Source organism: Leifsonia poae (assembly GCF_020009625.1).
In the GTDB taxonomy this organism is placed as follows: Bacteria; Actinomycetota; Actinomycetes; order Actinomycetales; family Microbacteriaceae; genus Leifsonia; species Leifsonia poae_A.
This window is the reverse complement of the sequence record NZ_JAIHLP010000002.1, coordinates 224,217-242,001: the sequence shown is the minus strand read 5'-3', so window position 1 is coordinate 242,001 and position 17,785 is coordinate 224,217. Positions and strand designations below refer to the sequence as shown.

The following is a 17,785-nucleotide window of genomic DNA, read 5'->3' as shown; positions in this document are numbered from 1 at the left end:
GTGCCCTACGCACAGCTGTGACAAGCTCACGCACTACCGTGTCGAGCCTCACGCATTACTGTGACGAGCCTCACGCACTACTGTGGCCAAGGAAGACCCGTGCCGAAGGAGACACCCGGATGACGCCAACCGTTGTGCACACCGAATCCCACGCCATCATCGTCGGGGCGGGCCTCGCGGGCCTCGTCGCCGCGAGCGAGCTTCTGGCGGCCGGCAAACGGGTGACCATCGTCGAACAGGAGCCCGCCGCCTCGCTCGGCGGGCAGGCCTGGTGGTCGTTCGGCGGACTCTTCCTCATCGACTCTCCCGAGCAACGCCGGATGGGTGTGACCGACTCGCTCGCGCTCGCCCGTCAGGATTGGTTCGGCAGCGCGGGATTCGACCGCGACGAGGACCGCTGGCCCCGGCAATGGGCGGAGGCCTATCTGCAGTTCGCGGCCGGCGAGAAGCGCGCCTGGCTGCACGAGAAGGGCGTGCGCTTCTTTCCCATCGTCGGGTGGGCCGAACGCGGCGGATACACGGCCGGCGGTCACGGCAACTCTGTTCCGCGCTTCCACATCACCTGGGGCACTGGGCCGGGCGTGCTCGCCCCGTTCCTCCGGAGCGTGCTGGCGGGTGTCGCCTCCGGCCAGACGACGCTGCTCCACCGGCACCGGGTCGACGAACTGATCGTCGAGAACGGCCGGGTCGTCGGCGTGCGCGGCGCCGTCCTCGCCGACGATACCGTCCTGCGCGGGGAGGCGAGCAATCGCGACCGGGTCGGCGAGTTCGAGTTGCGTGCGGGCGCCGTCGCCGTGACGAGCGGCGGGATCGGCGGCAACCACGAGCTGGTGCGCGCCGCGTGGCCGGAACGCCTCGGAACCCCTCCCGCCCATATGCTCTCCGGCGTACCGGCCCACGTCGACGGGCGGATGCTCGGAATCTCCGAACAGGCCGGCGCCCACCTGATCAACGGCGATCGGATGTGGCACTACACCGAGGGCATCCAGAACTGGAACCCGGTGTGGGCTCAACACGGCATCCGAATCCTGCCCGGCCCGTCGTCGCTGTGGCTCGACGCCGGAGGGGACCGTCTGCCCGTTCCACTGTTCCCCGGTTTCGACACTCTCGGCACACTCGAACATCTGCGGAAGACCGGCTCCGACTACAGCTGGTTCGTACTCACCCAGAAGATCATCGAGAAGGAGTTCGCCCTCTCCGGCAGTGAGCAGAACCCTGACCTCACCAACAAAGACCTCCGCCTGCTGTCCAAGCGAATCGGGCCGGGTGCGCCCGGACCGGTCGAAGCCTTTAAGGAGAAGGGCGCCGATTTCGTCGTCGCCGACACCCTGGATGAGCTGCTGAGCGGAATGCAGCGCATCGCCGATGTGCCACTGGATACCGAGCTCGTCGCCAAGCACATCCACGAACGGGACCGCGAACTCGACAACGAATTCGGCAAGGATCTGCAGATCACCGCGATCCGCGGAGCGCGGGCGTACCGGGGAGACAAACTCATCCGGGTGGCATCGCCGCACAAACTGCTCGACCCCAAGGCCGGGCCGCTCATCGCGGTCAAACTGCACATCCTCACCCGGAAGAGCCTCGGCGGCATCGAGACCGACCTCGACGGTCGGGTGCTGGGCGTCGACGGCGCCCCGATTCCCGGACTGTACGCGGCGGGGGAAGCCAGCGGCTTCGGCGGCGGCGGCGTGCACGGCTACCGCTCGCTGGAGGGGACGTTCCTCGGCGGCTGCCTGTTCTCCGGCCGGCAGGTCGGACGCGCGATCGCGAACGTCTGACCGAATGCGCTGCCCGGGCTACGCCCGCAGCGACCAGGCCTGGCGCCGCACCAGCGTGTGCCCGCGTTTCGTCGTCAGACGGGTCCAGGGCCCGGTCTCCAGGATGGTCACCGGTTCCTCCGTTCCCAGGAAGCCCAGGCTCTCAGCTGCGAAGGCCGCACCGGCAGGAACGTACTCCAGGCCGTCGATCGGCCGACCCCAGACCTCCGCCCGCACCCGCTGCACCAACTGCTCGCCCGTCCCGCTCGGCACGGCCTCCGCCACCTCGGCGATACCGGCCGCAGAGACACCCGCGAGCAGTCCGTCGGTCGTCTCGCCGACGGTCGTCCAACCACCGCGCGGAGGCGAGATCCCCGCCCAGGTGACGGTGGAGACCTCCAACGGCATCCGCACCTCGACCGGACCGGAGGAGGCGTCACCGCCGGCCGCGACGGCATCGGCGAGGCGCGCCAGGCGGTCGAGAAGCGAACGGATGGGAACCACGGCGTCGAACCCGGCACCCGGCTCGATCGCGAAGGTGCGCAGGCCGAGAACAGTCGGCGTCTGGTCGAGCAGACCGCGCGGATACAGAATCGCCGTGTACACGGCGAGCACACCCGATCCGCCGATCAGGCGCACCGAACCTTCCTCGACTCGGGCCGCCCTGGAGAGGTACGTCTGCAGGTCGGAAACGGCAAGGGAATCCACGAGAGAAAATGACTGGCTCATCTGCTGTCTAAACTACCAACAGACACCACGATGGAGGCACTGTGACCGAGCCCCTGGCATCTCTCTTGACCGCCCTCGATCTGACAGACACCGGTGCGCGCACGAATGAGGACATCTTCACGGGGCCGTCCCAGTGGATGCCGCTCGGGCGTGTCTTCGGCGGTCAGGTGCTCGCGCAATCCATCGTTGCGGCCACACGCACCGTTCCGGACGAGCGTCATGTCCACTCCATGCACGGCTATTTCCTGCGGCCCGGGGATGTGAATCTGCCGATCACGTTCTCGGTCGACCGCATCCATGACGGCCGTTCGTTCTCCACCCGCCGCACTCAGGCCTACCAGAGCGGGCTGCCGATCCTTTCGATGATCGCTTCGTTCCAGGATGACGACGAGGGTCTCGACCACCAGGTCGCAATGCCCGACGATCTCCCCGAACCCGAGACGCTTCCCAACTCGGCCTCCACTCTGGAGGACGTGGAGCATCCGGTGGCCCAGTACTGGGCCAGCGAACGCCCGTTCGACATGCGCCATGTGCCCTCGCCGATCTACCTCACCGTTGAGGGCGCTCATGTGGCGCATCAGGCCGTCTGGTTCCGCTCGGTGGGCGCACTGCCCGACGACCCCGAGCTGCACCGTGCCGCCCTCGCCTACGCGAGCGACTACACGATCATGGAACCGGTGATGCGTCGCCACGGTATCGCCTGGGCGACCCCGGGTCTCAAGGCGGCGAGCCTCGACCACGCCATGTGGTGGCATCGTTTCGCCCGGGTCGACGAATGGCTGCTCTACGCGCAGGAATCGCCCAGCGCGAGCGGCGGGCGGGGCCTCGCGCTCGGCCGCATCTACACCCGGGACGGGCTCCTCGTCGCGAGTGTCGCCCAGGAGTCCATGGTGCGCGTGCCGGCCTCCCCCTCCAGCACCCACACAAGGTAGCCTGCGAGAAGCTTCACCCGAATCGGTTCCGGACCGAACCGAATGCACAGCCGCCTCGTGCATACCGGTAAGACAACGAACGCTACGCCGACATGTGAGGACCAAGCATGACCGAATCGACCCCACTCAGCCGCCGCACCCTCGTCACGATCGGAAGCGCCACCGTGCTCGGCACGGGAGCGCTCCTCCTGACCGCCTGCACGCCCGGAGGCGCCGGGTCGGGGTCGGGGTCTGGGTCCGGCGGCGGGTCCGGCTCCTCAAACGGCTCGACGAAGCTGCCCCTCGCCTCCATCCCCGTGGGCGGCGCCGTGTCGGCGACGATCGGCTCCGCGCCCGTCGTCGTCTCACAGCCGACCGCCGGCAAGGTCGTCGCCTTCAGCGCTGTCTGCACCCACCAGGGTTGCACCGTCGCGCCGAACGGCGCGGAGTTCGACTGCCCGTGCCACGGCTCCCGCTTCGACGGGACCACGGGGGATGTGATCCAGGGGCCCGCCTCGAAGCCGCTCACCGAGCTGACCGTCGCAGTGAAGGGTGACACCGTCACGGTGTCGAGCTAGGTCGCGTCGTGGAGGTCAACGGTCTTCCGCTCCACGTGCTGCTGGTGCACATCGTCGTGGTGCTGGTTCCGGTCGCGGCCCTGTGCGCGGTCGCGACAGCCGCGTGGCCTGCCGCGCGGCGCCGCCTCGGCATCGTGACGCCCCTGCTCGCGCTGGCGAATATGGTCTTGGTGCCGATCGTGACGGATGCCGGCGAATGGCTGCAGCAGCGGGTTCCGGCCACCCCGCTCATCGCCCAGCATGTCGCTCTCGGGCTCACCCTCTACCCGTGGACCATCGCGGTGTTCGTCTTCGCCGCCCTCCAATGGGCATGGTTCTTCTTCGTCGACAGAGCAGGATCGCCGCGGCGACCGTCCATCGTGGTGCGCCGAATCGTGCTGATCGCCCTCATCGTCGTCTCCGTCGGTCTGGCCATCGGCTCGATCGTCGACGTCGTCCTGATCGGCGAGGCCGGGTCGCGGGCGATCTGGCAGAACTCGTTCAGCCCGACACCGCTTCCGACGACGACGCCCTAGCCCCGTTTCGTGAACTGCACGGGGTCGTCGAGGTACGGTGTCCAGGCGGAGCGCTCACGCTCATTGATGCGTCGCGGCCGCTGAGTCGCCGCATCCACCAGCACGATCGTTGTCGCCGCCTGCGAGAACAGCACGGCCGGCTCGGCTCCGGAGGGCGACCACACTTCGTAACATACTTCGAGGCTCGCTCCGCCGAGACGTCCCAGCCAGAGCTGGACGTCGAGCGGCTGACGCAGATAGGGAATCGCCGACAGATACTCGATCTCCTGACGCGCGATCAGGGTGAGGGTGTCAGCCCCCGGGCGACCGTCGAGCACCGCCGTGCTCGCACCGACCGCCTCCTCGGCGCCGTCTTCGACCCAGAATGCCTGGATGCGCGCCTCCTCGAGCAGGCGCAGCATCTCCGCGTTGTTGACGTGCCCGTAGGCGTCGAGATCACTCCACCGCAGCCGGATCGGCACATGCAGTCTCATCGTTCCACTCTCCTCCCGCAGCCCGGCCGCGGCGCGCGCGGCCGATATCCGACCCCGCGCGCCACCGATCAGTCGCGCGTCAGCTTGCGGTAAGCAGAACGGTGCGGCTTCGCCGCATCCGGCCCCAGCCGCTCGATCTTGTTCTCTTCGTAGGCTTCGAAGTTCCCCTCGAACCAGTACCAATTCGAGGGATTCTCCTCGGTGCCCTCGTACGCGAGGATGTGCGTGGCGATCCGGTCGAGGAACCACCGGTCGTGGGTGATCACCACAGCGCAGCCCGGGAACTCGAGCAGGGCGTTCTCCAAGCTGGAGAGCGTCTCGACGTCCAGGTCGTTGGTGGGCTCGTCGAGCAGCAGCAGGTTGCCGCCCTGCTTGAGCGTGAGCGCGAGGTTGAGACGGTTGCGCTCACCGCCGGAGAGCACCCCGGCGCGCTTCTGCTGGTCGGGGCCTTTGAACCCGAAGGTCGAGACGTAGGCCCGACTCGGAACCTCCATCTTTCCGACTTGGATGTAGTCGAGACCGTCGGAGACGACCTCCCAGAGGGTCTTGTTCGGGTCGATGCCCCCGCGCGACTGGTCGACATAAGAGATCTCGACCGTCTCGCCGATCTTGAGCTCACCGCTGTCGAGCGGCTCCAGCCCGACGATCGTCTTGAAGAGCGTCGTCTTTCCGACGCCGTTCGGTCCGATCACGCCGACGATGCCGTTGCGCGGAAGCGTGAACGTCAGACCGTCGATCAGTGTGCGGTCGCCGAACCCCTTCTTCAGGTTCTTCGCGTCGATCACGATCTGCCCGAGGCGCGGTCCCGGCGGAATCTGGATCTCCTCGAAGTCGAGCTTCCGTGTGCGCTCCGCCTCAGCGGCCATCTCCTCATAACGCGCGAGACGGGCCTTCGACTTCGCCTGACGGCCCTTCGCGTTGCTGCGCACCCAGTCGAGCTCGTCGGAGAGGCGCTTGGACAGCTTCGCGTCCTTCTTGCCCTGAACCTCCAACCGCGCACGCTTCTTCTCCAGATACGTGGAGTAGTTGCCCTCGTAGGGGTACAGGTGGCCGCGGTCCACCTCTGCGATCCATTCGGCGACGTGGTCGAGGAAGTACCGGTCGTGGGTCACGGCGAGAACGGCACCGTGGTACTGCGCCAGGTGCTGTTCCAACCAGAGCACGCTCTCGGCGTCCAAGTGGTTGGTGGGCTCGTCGAGCAGCAGCAGATCGGGCTTCTGGAGCAGCAGCTTGCACAGTGCGACGCGCCGCTTCTCACCGCCGGAGAGGCTCTCGACCGGCCAGTCCCCCGGCGGGCAGCGCAGCGCATCCATGGCCTGCTCGAGCTGGGAGTCCAGATCCCAGGCGTCGGCCGCGTCGATCTGCTCCTGCAGGGTGCCCATCTCGGCCAACAGCGTGTCGAAGTCGGCATCGGGGTCCGCCAGCGCGGCCGAGATCTCGTTGAACCGGTCGACCATGCCCTTGATCTCGCCGACGCCCTCCTGCACGTTCTCTAGCACCGTCTTGCTCTCGTCGAGTACCGGCTCCTGCATCAGGATGCCGACGGTGTACCCCGGGGTGAGTTTCGCCTCACCGTTGCTGGGCGTGTCCAGCCCCGCCATGATTTTGAGGATGGTCGACTTTCCGGCACCGTTCGGACCGACGACGCCGATCTTCGCCCCCGGAAGGAACGACATGGTCACGTCGTCGAGAATCAGCTTGTCGCCAACCGCTTTGCGGGCGCGCACCATCGAGTAAATGTATTCGGCCATGCGGTCCAGTCTAATTGGGCCGACCCGGGCGTCGGGACGACCTCGCCTGCCGCGGCGTCGCCCTCGCGTTGCCCCGGTCCGGCACCTGGGACAGGCGCGCGGCGCGCGGTCGCACATCGTCGCTCTCGCCGAGCGTTCCGGCCTCGAAATGACGCACCGCGACCGCTCGGCGACGGCGACATGGCGCAGACTCGGCACCCGTCGAACAGCCTGCACCCGTGCCATCATGGTCGTCGTGTCGTGTCGTGTCGCGACGGCGGCGCCGGGTGGAGGAGGCGGTGTGGGTTCGAAGGTGCGGGGCTCCGGTTCCGGAGCCCGGATGTACGGACTGGTGAGTCAGCTCATCCTGATCATTGTGATCTCGCTCGGGATGCTCCGCCATGGCCCCGGCCACTCCTTCCGCGACCAGCTTCTGTATCCGGTCTTCTGGGCGATCGTCGTTGGCCTCGCGCTCCTGGCGGCGCGAACCGTTGTCGTGGGCGTCTACTTCCGGGCCGATCGTGTGCTGGTTCGCAGTTGGTTCCGCACCTACTCGTATCCGCTCGACGAGTTGCGACGCTGCGATACCGAACCCTGGCAGAGCTGGATCACGCGTGGCCACTCCTCCACGATCCTGCAAGAGCTGTCGTTCTCAGAAGTGCGGGACGGTCACCGCCGGTCGCGAGCGTTCCCAGTGACCGTCGCTGGCCGACAATACTCGCGCCAACAGGCCGCCGTGATCAACGCTTACCTGGCGGCAGCGGCAGCGGCGGGCTCATCCCGCCGACTCGCCCACGATCACGCCCGGGGCCGAGCCTGGAAGGCGACGGTCACGGCGACCCGTGCGACGCAGGAGAGACTCGCCGCCAAGAACAGCCTCGACGCCGTAGGGCTTTCCCAGCTTCCGGATGCACCGATCGCGAGTCTCGCCACTGAACGGCCGAGCCGCACGCCGCACGACACGAGTAGCGCTCCCGAGCCGGCAAACCTGCCAGCCCCCGCCGAGCCCGCGACCCTGCCGACGGTTCCCAAGCCCGATCCCGGGCCCGAGCCCCAGACCGATAGACCGCGGGACGAGGATCGCTCCGGTCTCAGGGACTGAACGATCCGACGGTCACCAATCGATGGTGCGCGTTGAGCCGATGAGGCACCTGCCGGTTCCGAGCACGGGAGTGACCTGGCTGTTGTAACCCCCGGCGTCGGCGCCGTTCTGGCCGATGAGACAGCTCTTTCCCATGCGCACCGAGAACTGGATCGAGTTGGCCTTCAGACCGATCGTCGTCGTGTCGGCCGTGACCTGCATATCGGGCTTCTTGAACCCGGCGGCGACGAGGGCGTCGATGAAGTCGCGGCCCTGGGCCGTCGGCTTCGCCGCGAGCGTGGCACGGTTGGTCTTGTCGAAGAACGCGAGGTTCTCCTGCGCCGTTCCGTCGGGCTTCAGCTCGACGATCGCGGGGGCCGTTCCGGTGGGGCTCGGCGTCACGGTCGTGGTCACCGTCGGAGCCGGTCCGCTCCCGCCGACGCAGCCGCTCAGCGAGAGCGCGACGGCGATACCGATCGTGGCGGAGGTGACGCCGAAGCGGGCGCGAGCACGCCGGACCGACGATGTGGGGGGCAGCTGCGGCATGGCGTCTCCGGAACGTGGCGTGGACAACACCGTCGATCTTAGGCGGCCAGGCCTGGGGAATCGTCGGAGACGGGCGGAGCGGACCACTTCTCGGGCTGATCCGCACCGCTGGCAGCATCGGTGCGCTCGCCGCGCTCGCCGCCGGCATCTTCCGGCTGATCCCTCGGCGAGTCGGCAACCCCGTCGGCGGATACCCGCTTGATCGTGCGGCTGAATGCGGCGGTGCCCCAACCGAGGTCGTGACCCACCGCATCCGCGTCGATCTCGACCACGATGCCGGACCGGTCATCGTTCTGCCATTCGCGCACGCTGAGCCGACCCGACACCATCACCGGATCGCCTTTGACGATGCATCCGGCTACGTTGATGGCCAGCTGCCGGAAGGCCGTGACGGTGAACCAGTTCGTCTCCCCGTTCTCCCACGTCTGCGTTTCGCGGTTGTATTTGCGGCGGGTGGAGGCAAGACGGAACGTCGTGATCGGCAGCCCTTCGGCTGTGACGATGTGGTTCGGTGCCGTCGCCACAAAACCTCGAGTGGACAGGGAATCGTTCATGGTTCTCTCCTCGTGTCTGTCGCATCGCTCGACCGAACGACACCTTTCGAGTCTCGGGCGCACCGCCGTTCACACGCGGCGAACGGCTGAGATTGGGGAGAACTCGCTCAGCTTCTGAGGTGTGGAGGAGGCAGGAGCCTCCGTTCGGGGGAATGCGATCTCTTACGATGAGGGCATGACATATGTTGCCGCGGAGAACCGCTACGAATCGATGCTCTACAACCGCAGCGGCCGCAACGGACTGAAGCTGCCGGCGCTCTCACTCGGCCTCTGGCACAACTTCGGCGACGAACGCGGTATCGAGACCCAGCGTGCGATCGTGCGCCGCGCCTTCGACCTCGGAGTGACGCACTTCGACCTCGCCAACAACTATGGACCGCCCGCCGGCACCGCGGAGACCAATTTCGGCCGCATCCTGCGCGAGGACCTCGCACCGTACCGCGACGAGATCGTCGTCTCGAGCAAGGCTGGCTATGGAATGTGGCCCGGGCCGTACGGCGAGTGGGGCTCGCGGAAGACCATGCTCTCGTCGCTCGATCAGAGCCTCGGCCGCCTGGGCCTTGACTACGTCGACATCTTCTACTCCCACCGTCCCGACCCCGAGACGCCGATCGCAGAGACCATGGGAGCCCTCGCCACGGCCGTGAACCAGGGCAAAGCGCTCTACGTCGGCATCTCCAACTACGACCCTCAGCAGACGATCGCCGCGGCCGCCGCACTCGCCGAGCACAGAGTGCCATTGCTCATCCACCAGCCCCGCTATTCGATGTTCGACCGGCACATCGAAGACGGTCTGTTCCCCGTGCTCGACCAGCTCGGAGCGGGAAGTATCGTCTTCTCGCCGCTCGCGCAGGGGATGCTCACCGACCGCTACCTCGACGGTTCGGTTCCCGACGGCTCCCGTGCGGCGACAAGCCACTTCCTCAACGCCCAGCAGTTGAGCCCGATCTACCTGGAGCGGGCCCGCGCTCTCAACGAGATCGCCAAGAACCGTGGTCAGTCGCTGGCGCAATTGGCGCTCAGCTGGGTTCTGCGCCAGCCGACCGTGACGAGCGCCCTCATCGGGGCATCGAGCGTCGCGCAGCTGGAGCAGAACGTGGCCGCCCTCGATGCGCCGGCGCTCACTGCTGACGAGCTCACCGCGATCGAGCCGCACGCCGTACACGGCACCGAGCACCTCGAAGAGAGGTAACGGGCGGATCACGAGTCCGCGACACTGCGGCCAGGCTCCCGCCCGCGCGAGCGGCCCGGCGTTAACATCACCAGCATGCAGTGGTGGAATGACTTCGTTGATTGGCTCACATCGTCGGCAGCGCGTCCGATGATCCTGAACGCGGTGGTGCTCGCGGTTGCCGTGATCGTCGCCGGGTTGCTCGCAGCTCTGATCGCGCGCGGCGCGATCAAGGGGCTGCTCTCTCGCACCGACCGCCAGCAGAAGGCGTCGGCCATCGCCGCCCTCGTCGATGCGGCGACCGAGGCCTCCGTCTGGAACTCGCTGACCCCCGGCGAACAGGTGCTCTCCGACCGTGCCGTCGGTCAGGCCGACATCATGGTGCGGCTGCTCCCGATCAAGGGATCCGGTATCGCCGCGAACTGGGCCGGACACCAGCTCGCCGAGATGAAGCGCGCCTCCGCGACGTTCGGATACCAGCTCGACCCGGCGATCGCGGAATTCCGCGACCGGCTGATCGAGTGGCAGAACAAGCCACGTCGCGCCCGCAAGATCTTCCAGGGCGATCTGGAGCGGTGGCGTTTCGAGAACACCGACACCGATCGCGTCCTGCTCGCCCAGCAGGACCAGTGGGTCGCGCAGCAGCACCACGACCAGTTCTCTCCCGCGCCGACCACAGACTCATCGTTCACTGGCACACCGTTCGCAGGCGCCACGGCCACGAACACCGGCCCGGTCACGGGCGCGACCGCGTCTGACCTCGATGCAGCCGCCGACACGGCGGTCACCCCGCAACTCTCCCAGCCCGTCTAGTTTGAGGCAGGGCGCTTCATCCGACGAAAGAGCGCCGGCGGATCTTCCGCCGGCGCTCTTCCGCTGCCACCGGCGATCACCGGCGACGGGTTCTCACTCCGAATAGTCGCCACGCACGTGCCACCAGCTATCGAACATGCTGGCCGGCACCCGCCGCTTGTGCTCCGTCGCGAGGTAACGGGATTCGAGAGCCGAAGCCACCTCGGCGGCCACATCCTCCCCTTCGAGGTAGGCGTCGATGTTCGCGTAGCTGAGGCCAAGATTGTCTTCGTCGGTCTGACCGGGATTGTGGTCGAGCAGATCCGCGGTGGGGGCTTTCGTGTACAGGCGCGACGGCGCATCCAACTGCTCGAGCAGCGCACGGCCCTGCCGTTTGGTGAGGCCGGTCAGCGGCAGCACGTCGGTGCCGCCATCGCCGTATTTGGTGAAGAAGCCGGTGATCGCCTCGGCGGCGTGATCCGTGCCGACCACGAGCAGGCGACGCTGACCCGCGATCGCGTATTGCGCCACCATCCTCGCACGAGCCTTGACATTGCCTTTCGTGAAATCGGTCATGTCGTCGCCGATCGCGTCACGATACTCGTCTTCGAAGCCGTCCACGCCCCGCTGGATGTTGAATGTCACGGTGCGCTGCGGACGGATGAACGACAGCGCCAGCTGCGCGTCGTCTTCGTCGTGCTGCACTGAGTACGGCAGCCGAACGGCGATGAACTCGGCGTCGACTCCCTGCTCGGCGAGACGTTCGACCGCCAACTGGCTGAGGCGGCCCGCCAGCGAGGAATCCTGCCCGCCGCTGATCCCGAGCACAAAGCCCGCCGCCCCCGTCTCCTTCAGGTAGCGCACGAGGAAGTCGACCCGCTTCTCGATCTCTGCGGCGGGATCGATGCGGGAGGTGACGTGGAGTTCGTCGATGATTCTGGCCTGGAGAGCACGCATGAAGACACACTAGCGCCGCCGCGTTTCGGACGTGTGAACGTCTCCTCCGGGCTCTCCGCTAGTACGATCACCGCATGGATCCCACGATCGGCAGCATTGTCCTCGTCCCCCTGCTGGCCGTCGTCGCCTCGCTGTTCGCGGATGCGATCGGCCGGGTCGCGAAGATCCCGCTCGTGGTGTTCGAGATCCTGCTCGGGCTGCTGCTCGGCCCGAGCATCCTCGGCTGGATCCCCAAATCGGACGCCCTCGACTTCCTCGCGAACTTCGGCCTCGCCTTCTTGTTCTTCATGGCCGGGAACGAGATCGACTTCGCGTCGATCAAGGGTCGCCCGGTTCGGCGCGCCTCCCTCGGCTGGCTCCTCTCGCTCGTCGTGGGTGTGCTCGTGGGCGTCCTGTTGGCGCCCGACGCGATCTCGGGTGTCTACATCGGCATCGCACTGACATCGACCGCTCTCGGAACGCTCATGCCGGTGCTCCGGGATGCCGGTGAACTACGCACGCCGTTCGGGCTCGCCGTGACGGCGGTCGGGGCCGTCGGCGAGTTCGGCCCTCTGCTGGCGATCTCCCTCTTCCTCAGCGGACGACGCCCGCTCTCTGCGGCGCTCGTGCTCGTGGCCTTCGCTGTGATCGCCGGCGCCGCGGTTTGGTTCGCCTCGCGCGGCGGCCACGAACGGTTCCACCGCCTGGTGCGCGCCACCCTTCACACCAGCGGGCAGTTCGCGGTCCGGTTCGTCGTGCTCATCATCGCCGCACTCGTCGGCCTGAGTCTCGCGCTCAGTCTCGACATGCTGCTCGGCGCCTTCGCCGCCGGAGTGATCTGCCGTGTGCTGCTCTCGGGCGCGAGCAAGCCGGACGCCGAACTCGTGGAGGGCAAGCTCGAGGCGGTGGCGTTCGGCGTTCTGGTTCCGATCTTCTTCATCAACACCGGCGTCGGCTTCGACCTCCCGGCTCTGCTGGGCGACCCGCACGCCCTGCTGCTTCTGCCGATCTTCGTCGTGCTGCTCCTGATCGTGCGGGGGATCCCGGGTTCGTTCGCGGCGCCACGCGGCTCGACTTTCGGCGACCGGAGCGCTCTCACCCTCTTCAGCGCCACCGGTCTGCCGATCATCGTCGCCGTGACCGCCATCGGCGTCGACGACGGCGATCTCCAGAAGGGCACGGCGACGGCCCTCGTCGGCGCCGGGATGCTGTCGGTGCTGCTGTTCCCTGTGATCGCCCTCACCCTGCGGAAGCGGTCGGCCGACGGCGGTATCCGTCCGCCCGACCCGGACCGCGTGCCGACCGTCGGCTGAGGCTCCGACGGTTCCTACGGGATACGGGTGAGCGCGCGACCGAGAATCGCCGCCGTCAGCGCCTCCACCGGCTCCCGCGGGGCGGCCGGGTTCGACAGCAGCGTGAAGTCGACGCCGCCGAGTTCGGGCAACCCGAACCGGTTGCTGACCTTCACCAGGTCAGAGGGGATCAGCGAACGTGGGAACACGGCGACCCCGATCCCCGCACGGACGGCTGCAAGCACCCCGTTGACCTCGCGGGTGTTGCAGGTGATTCGCCAGGTGCGTCCGGCCGCCTCCAATGCGTCGATGGTGATCTGCCGGCTCACACTGGGGCCCTGGTAGACGATCAGCGGGATCGGCTCGTCGGGATCGACGATCGTCTTCTCCTGACCCACCCAGACCAGCGCATCCGTCGCGACCACCGTGCCGTCGGTGGTGCCCGGGTTCTCCTTGATGAAGATCAGGTCGAGGTTCCCCGCCTGCAGTCGCCGGTGCAGCGGACCGGATTGATCCACCGTCAGTTCCAGGTTGATCTGCGGGTGTTGCTGTCGGAAATGCCTCAGGATGCGCGGCAGCGTCGTGATGGCCAGATCGTCCGCCGCGCCGAACCGGAGGCGGCCCCGCATCGCGGAGCCGCTGAAGTAGCGCTCGGCCTCCGCGTGGGAGGCCAGGATGCTGCGGGCGAACCCTGCCATCGCATCCCCGTTGTCGGTGAGGCGCACATCGCGGGTGTCGCGGGCGATGAGCTGGCGTTTGGCCGCTTGCTCCAGCCGCCGGACATGCTGGCTCACCGTCGGTTGGCTGATCCCCAAGCGTGACGCGGCCTTGGTGAAGCTCCGGGTTTCGGCCACGGCCAGGAACGTGCGGAGCAGGACCGGATCGAACATCGGGGCATCCATTCGATAATCCAATAGGAGTTATAGCTTCAATTGGCTGCAAGAATACCGCGACGTGCGTAACGTCGAAAGGACAGACCCTTCATACGGAACCAGACTCGCAGGAATCAGACGTGGCAACCACAGCAGCAGCACCCCCTACCGGACCGATGCCGGTCCTCAGCACCCGACCGCCGTGGCGGGAGACGTTCGTCTCCCTCCGCGTGCCGAACTACCGCCGCTTCGCGGCCTCCAACCTCGTCGCCAACACGGCCGTCTGGATGCAGCGCATCGCGATGGACTGGCTCGTGCTGCAACTCTCCGGCAGCGTCGCCGCGGTCGGCATCACGGTCTTCATGCAGTTCACGCCGATGCTCGTGTTCGGGCTCTACGGCGGCGTGATCGCCGATCGGTACTCGAAGCAGAAACTGCTGATCGCCACGCAGTCCTCCGCCGCGGTCCTCGCGGCCATCCTCGCGGTGCTCACCCTCACCGGTGCGACCCAAGTGTGGCACGTCTACCTGATCTCCTTCGGCCTCGGCCTCGTCACGGTGATCGACAACCCGGCGCGACAGGTTTTCGTGAACGAGCTCGTGGGGCCCAAGTATCTGCGTAACGCGATCAGCCTCAACTCGTCCATCTTCCAGCTCGGCGGCCTCATCGGCCCCGCGGTCGGCGGCATCCTGATCACCGCTGTCGGCGGCGGTTGGTCATTCGCCATCAACGCGGTCGCCTGCCTGGCCGTCGTGGGCGCGCTCTGCTCGCTCAAGCGATCACAACTCCACGCCTCCCCCGCCGCCCCACGCGGCAAAGGCCAGCTGATCGAAGGGATGCGCTACGTGCGCAGCAAGCCCGTCATCTTCTGGACAGTGGTCATGGTGGCCGTGCTCGCCGTCTTCGCGTTCAACATGCCGGTGTTCCTGGCCGCGTACGCCAACAATGTCTTCGATGTCGGAGCCCAAGGCTACGGGCTGTTCAACGCCCTGGTCGCGGCGGGTGCCCTGGTCGGCGCCCTCGCCTCCACCCGTCGCACCAGCATCCGGCTCAGCCTGGTGGTCGGAACGGCGGCCGTTCTCGGCGTCATCCAGGCCCTCGCCGGGTTCGCGCCGTCGGAGCTCGTCTTCGGCCTCCTGCTCGTCGGCATCGGCGTCGCCAACCTGCTCTTCGTCACCGCCGCCAACTCCCTGGTGCAGATGTCGTCCAACCTGCAGATCCGCGGCCGGGTCATCTCGCTGTACATCCTCGTGCTGCTCGGCGGCCAAGCCCTCGGCGGCCCTCTCATGGGATGGGTGGTCGAAATGTTCGGCCCGCACATCGCGATGATGGTCTCCGGAATCGTCCCGACGATCGCCGCCATCGTGATCGCACTGCTCATCGCTCGCAGCGCCAGCCTCCGGCTCCGCGTGAGCCTGCGGGGCCGCCGACCGAGCGTGACGATCGTCAACCGGGCGGGCAAGACGGGCGCCCGGCTGTGAGCTGGGCTAGGCTCCGAACATGCCCAGCTATCGAAATCCCGGACCGATCGAATTCGATGCGGTCCTCCAGCGGGGCGACGCGGAGAACTCCCAGGCCTACGTGATCTTCCCCCAAGATGTGCGCGAAACCTTCGGAACCGCCGGCCGCATCCCCGTGCTCGCCACCTTCGACGACGAAGAATACCGTGGGTCACTGGTGACCTACGGCGGCGGAGATCACCTCATCCTCGTGCTCAAAAGCATCCGCGAACGCCTCGGAAAAGACGAGGGAGACACCGTTCGGGTGACCATCTCCCTCGACACCACACCCCGAGTGGTAGAACTCGCCGACGACGCCCGCACTGCCCTCGAAGAGAGCGGTGCCTTGGATGCGTTCCGTGCCATGAGCTACAGCCACCAGCGCGAGTACGAGCGCTGGATCGAAGAAGTGAAACGCCCCGAAACCCGCGCCAGACGCATCTCGAAGACGATCGAGAAGGTCAACGCGGGCCAGCGCCTCCGGTGAAAGCGGGCGAGCGCCCTACGGTATCGTGGAAGCGCCCGCCCTCGTAGCTCAGCGGATAGAGCAGGAGCCTTCTAATCTCTTGGTCGCAGGTTCGATTCCTGCCGAGGGCACTGTCAGAGCAAGCACGGCGTCGACATCGGTGTCCGTCCCGGGCCAGGCTGCTAGACGATCCCGAGCAGCACGGATGCCGAGAGCGCAAGGACGATTCCGGTCGACTGCACCGGGGTGATGCGCTCCTTCAGCAGGATCCGCGCCAGCACGATCGTCGACAGCGGGTAGAGGCTCACGAGCACACCGACGGCTGCCAGATTGCCGGTGTGGAGGGCGGCGATCAGCAGAGCGTTCGCGACACCGAGGAGGGCTCCGGCGCCGGCCGCGGCGATCCAGGCCCGACGACGACCGGTTCCGCCCCGGAGGACAACACCCTCCGAGCGGCGAAGCCCGACAATACCGATCGCAACGAGGAGTACGAGGAGCCCGACCGCGGTCTCGAGGAAGGCCGGCACGAACCCGGAGCCCGTCGGCGCAGCGTCGAGAGCGACGACGGAGAGACCGAGCGCGACCCCGGAGACGACGGCGAAGCCGGCCGCACGCGCGTTGATCGAGTGCCGCCCTTCGCTGCGTTCGATCGAGATGAGGGCGGTTCCGATGACGGCGATGCCGATCGCCACCCATGCCCACCCGGACAGCCGCACACCCAGTACGAGCGCGGCACTGATCGGGACGACGGCCTCGAGCAGGGCGATCACCGGCGCGAGCAGAGTCATCGGCCCCGCGGCGAGGGCGGCATAGAACGACACCATTCCGACCAGGGCGAAAACTCCGGCGAGTGAGCCGCTCAGCACGGTCGCGCCGGTCCAGCTCCCGCCGGCCCCCAGCAGGATCGCGCCCACGGCGACGGTCGCCAGGGCGTAGACCAGTGTCGTCGACGGGAGCACGCGTAACCGCCGGGCGGCAACCGCGCCGAAGAAGTCCGAGACCCCGTAGACGAGGCTCGAACCGAGCGCGAGAACGACGGCGAGTACCACATAACCAGCGTATACGGATCAGTGGTTACGCGTCATCCTCGACACCGCCCGATCGCCGTCGCGCTGACGCTACTTGCGCGCCTTGCGAGACGCCCGGTTGCGGGCGAAGATCCACCCGACGATCCCACCGACGAGAAAGACGATCAGCACCAGAAGCCACGTGGGCATGCTCAACGTCGCCCAGAGGAGGAAGATCGTCGCCTTGTCGCTCCCGACACCGTTCTGGATCGCGATCACGACGAAGAGGATCACGAGGACGATCGCCAACCACTTCCGTTTCAGGAAGCGGACGAAGCCGTTCTCGGTCGACGTCAACGGTTCGGTGCTCATCGCGAAATCCTCTCGGCACGCTGCCGTCGGCGATCGCCGACACGGCTCATCATGCCGCTCGACGGCACCTGTCGCCATCACGGCGCGCTGAAGACGAATCAGACCGCCTTCGCGGCCGCCACCAGAACCTGCTGCAGTGTCGGGACCCCTTCGGCGCGAAACACTTCCTCGCCTGCGGCGGTGCTCACGATCACGGTGGGCGTCACCCGAATGCGGTCGGCCTCAGCACGGGCGGCGTTGCGCGCCACATCCAGCTCGGTCACCGTCGCCGTCGGGACGAGCCGGGCGGTTTCCGCGAGAACAGCGCGCGTCTGCATACACGGCTCACAGAACGCCGACGTGTAGAGGGTCAACTTCACACGACAAGCTTACGTCGACTCATCCGATGAAGGGCCGGACAACCCCCGATGGCCAAACGGCGCACAGCGTGACCGTTCGAAGAACAGCGGGAGACCATCGGGCGCACAGATCGTGGCGCAGACCCACGATGCCGCGCCGATC

General features: G+C 67.2%; 20 protein-coding genes and 1 tRNA gene. 11 read left to right on the top strand and 10 right to left on the bottom strand.

Annotated features, from left to right (window positions below):
• Positions 1–119 precede the first annotated feature (119 nt).
• Complete coding sequence (locus K5L49_RS01845) at positions 120–1,781, top strand: FAD-binding dehydrogenase (protein ID WP_223690334.1); 1,662 nt, start codon at positions 120–122, stop codon at positions 1,779–1,781.
• An 18-nt stretch (positions 1,782–1,799) separates the two neighbouring features.
• On the opposite strand, the gene K5L49_RS01840 is transcribed toward K5L49_RS01845, so the two are convergent.
• Entirely contained in the window at positions 1,800–2,489 is a 690-nt protein-coding gene (locus K5L49_RS01840; RefSeq protein WP_223690333.1) for a hypothetical protein, read from the bottom strand.
• A 41-nt stretch (positions 2,490–2,530) separates the two neighbouring features.
• Here K5L49_RS01840 and K5L49_RS01835 point away from each other — a divergent pair, with 41 nt between their 5' ends.
• The 3 genes from K5L49_RS01835 to K5L49_RS01825 all read left to right on the top strand — a co-directional run bounded on the left by K5L49_RS01835 (position 2,531) and on the right by K5L49_RS01825 (position 4,493).
• Entirely contained in the window at positions 2,531–3,421 is an 891-nt protein-coding gene (locus K5L49_RS01835; protein ID WP_223690332.1) for an acyl-CoA thioesterase, read from the top strand.
• Positions 3,422–3,528: 107 nt separating this feature from the next.
• Positions 3,529–3,978: a QcrA and Rieske domain-containing protein gene (locus K5L49_RS01830; RefSeq protein ID WP_223690331.1), complete on the top strand. Its 450-nt coding sequence runs from the start codon at positions 3,529–3,531 to the stop codon at positions 3,976–3,978.
• 8 nt (positions 3,979–3,986) lie between these two features.
• Positions 3,987–4,493, top strand: a complete 507-nt coding sequence (locus K5L49_RS01825; protein ID WP_223690330.1) for a hypothetical protein — start codon at positions 3,987–3,989, stop codon at positions 4,491–4,493.
• Here K5L49_RS01825 and K5L49_RS01820 read toward each other — a convergent pair.
• A complete protein-coding gene (locus K5L49_RS01820) occupies positions 4,490–4,966 on the bottom strand; it encodes an acyl-CoA thioesterase (RefSeq protein ID WP_223690329.1) in 477 nt (158 codons plus the stop codon). The genes K5L49_RS01825 and K5L49_RS01820 overlap by 4 nt on opposite strands.
• Before the next feature lie 68 nt (positions 4,967–5,034).
• Positions 5,035–6,717 (bottom strand): energy-dependent translational throttle protein EttA, encoded by a 1,683-nt coding sequence (ettA, locus tag K5L49_RS01815; protein WP_223690328.1) that lies wholly within the window; start codon positions 6,715–6,717, stop codon positions 5,035–5,037.
• Between the two features lie 280 nt (positions 6,718–6,997).
• Here ettA and K5L49_RS01810 point away from each other — a divergent pair, with 280 nt between their 5' ends.
• Entirely contained in the window at positions 6,998–7,798 is an 801-nt protein-coding gene (locus K5L49_RS01810) for a hypothetical protein (RefSeq protein WP_223690327.1), read from the top strand.
• A gap of 12 nt (positions 7,799–7,810) precedes the next feature.
• On the opposite strand, the gene K5L49_RS01805 is transcribed toward K5L49_RS01810, so the two are convergent.
• Both K5L49_RS01805 and K5L49_RS01800 read right to left on the bottom strand, forming a co-directional pair.
• Positions 7,811–8,323, bottom strand: coding sequence for a DUF6993 domain-containing protein (locus K5L49_RS01805; protein ID WP_223690326.1), 513 nt, complete (start codon positions 8,321–8,323; stop codon positions 7,811–7,813).
• Positions 8,324–8,361: 38 nt separating this feature from the next.
• Complete coding sequence (locus K5L49_RS01800; RefSeq protein WP_223690325.1) at positions 8,362–8,877, bottom strand: single-stranded DNA-binding protein; 516 nt, start codon at positions 8,875–8,877, stop codon at positions 8,362–8,364.
• Between the two features lie 175 nt (positions 8,878–9,052).
• On the opposite strand from K5L49_RS01800, the gene K5L49_RS01795 reads away from it, so the two are divergent.
• Positions 9,053–10,069 carry an aldo/keto reductase gene (locus K5L49_RS01795; protein WP_223690324.1) on the top strand — a complete coding sequence of 339 codons (1,017 nt, stop codon included), beginning with the start codon at positions 9,053–9,055 and terminating at the stop codon, positions 10,067–10,069.
• Positions 10,070–10,144: 75 nt separating this feature from the next.
• Entirely contained in the window at positions 10,145–10,861 is a 717-nt protein-coding gene (locus tag K5L49_RS01790; RefSeq protein ID WP_223690323.1) for a hypothetical protein, read from the top strand.
• Between the two features lie 93 nt (positions 10,862–10,954).
• On the opposite strand, the gene nadE is transcribed toward K5L49_RS01790, so the two are convergent.
• A complete protein-coding gene (gene nadE / locus K5L49_RS01785; RefSeq protein WP_223690322.1) occupies positions 10,955–11,797 on the bottom strand; it encodes an ammonia-dependent NAD(+) synthetase in 843 nt (280 codons plus the stop codon).
• A 74-nt stretch (positions 11,798–11,871) separates the two neighbouring features.
• Between nadE and K5L49_RS01780 the strand changes: the two genes are divergently transcribed.
• Entirely contained in the window at positions 11,872–13,089 is a 1,218-nt protein-coding gene (locus K5L49_RS01780; protein ID WP_223690321.1) for a cation:proton antiporter, read from the top strand.
• 14 nt (positions 13,090–13,103) lie between these two features.
• Here K5L49_RS01780 and K5L49_RS01775 read toward each other — a convergent pair whose 3' ends face one another.
• Positions 13,104–13,958: a LysR substrate-binding domain-containing protein gene (locus K5L49_RS01775; RefSeq protein ID WP_223690320.1), complete on the bottom strand. Its 855-nt coding sequence runs from the start codon at positions 13,956–13,958 to the stop codon at positions 13,104–13,106.
• A gap of 158 nt (positions 13,959–14,116) precedes the next feature.
• Here K5L49_RS01775 and K5L49_RS01770 point away from each other — a divergent pair, with 158 nt between their 5' ends.
• The 3 genes from K5L49_RS01770 to K5L49_RS01760 all read left to right on the top strand — a co-directional run bounded on the left by K5L49_RS01770 (position 14,117) and on the right by K5L49_RS01760 (position 16,036).
• On the top strand, positions 14,117–15,421 hold the full coding sequence (locus K5L49_RS01770) for an MFS transporter (protein ID WP_223695219.1): 1,305 nt from the start codon (positions 14,117–14,119) through the stop codon (positions 15,419–15,421).
• A 19-nt stretch (positions 15,422–15,440) separates the two neighbouring features.
• Positions 15,441–15,926, top strand: coding sequence for a YdeI/OmpD-associated family protein (locus K5L49_RS01765; protein ID WP_223690319.1), 486 nt, complete (start codon positions 15,441–15,443; stop codon positions 15,924–15,926).
• Between the two features lie 37 nt (positions 15,927–15,963).
• A tRNA-Arg gene (locus K5L49_RS01760) sits at positions 15,964–16,036 on the top strand.
• Between the two features lie 51 nt (positions 16,037–16,087).
• Here K5L49_RS01760 and K5L49_RS01755 read toward each other — a convergent pair.
• From K5L49_RS01755 to K5L49_RS01745, 3 genes are all read right to left on the bottom strand, one after another.
• Complete coding sequence (locus K5L49_RS01755; RefSeq protein WP_223690318.1) at positions 16,088–16,954, bottom strand: DMT family transporter; 867 nt, start codon at positions 16,952–16,954, stop codon at positions 16,088–16,090.
• A 69-nt stretch (positions 16,955–17,023) separates the two neighbouring features.
• A complete protein-coding gene (locus K5L49_RS01750) occupies positions 17,024–17,284 on the bottom strand; it encodes a LapA family protein (protein ID WP_223690317.1) in 261 nt (86 codons plus the stop codon).
• 98 nt (positions 17,285–17,382) lie between these two features.
• Positions 17,383–17,643 (bottom strand): thioredoxin domain-containing protein, encoded by a 261-nt coding sequence (locus tag K5L49_RS01745; RefSeq protein WP_223690316.1) that lies wholly within the window; start codon positions 17,641–17,643, stop codon positions 17,383–17,385.
• Between the last annotated feature and the right edge of the window lie 142 nt (positions 17,644–17,785).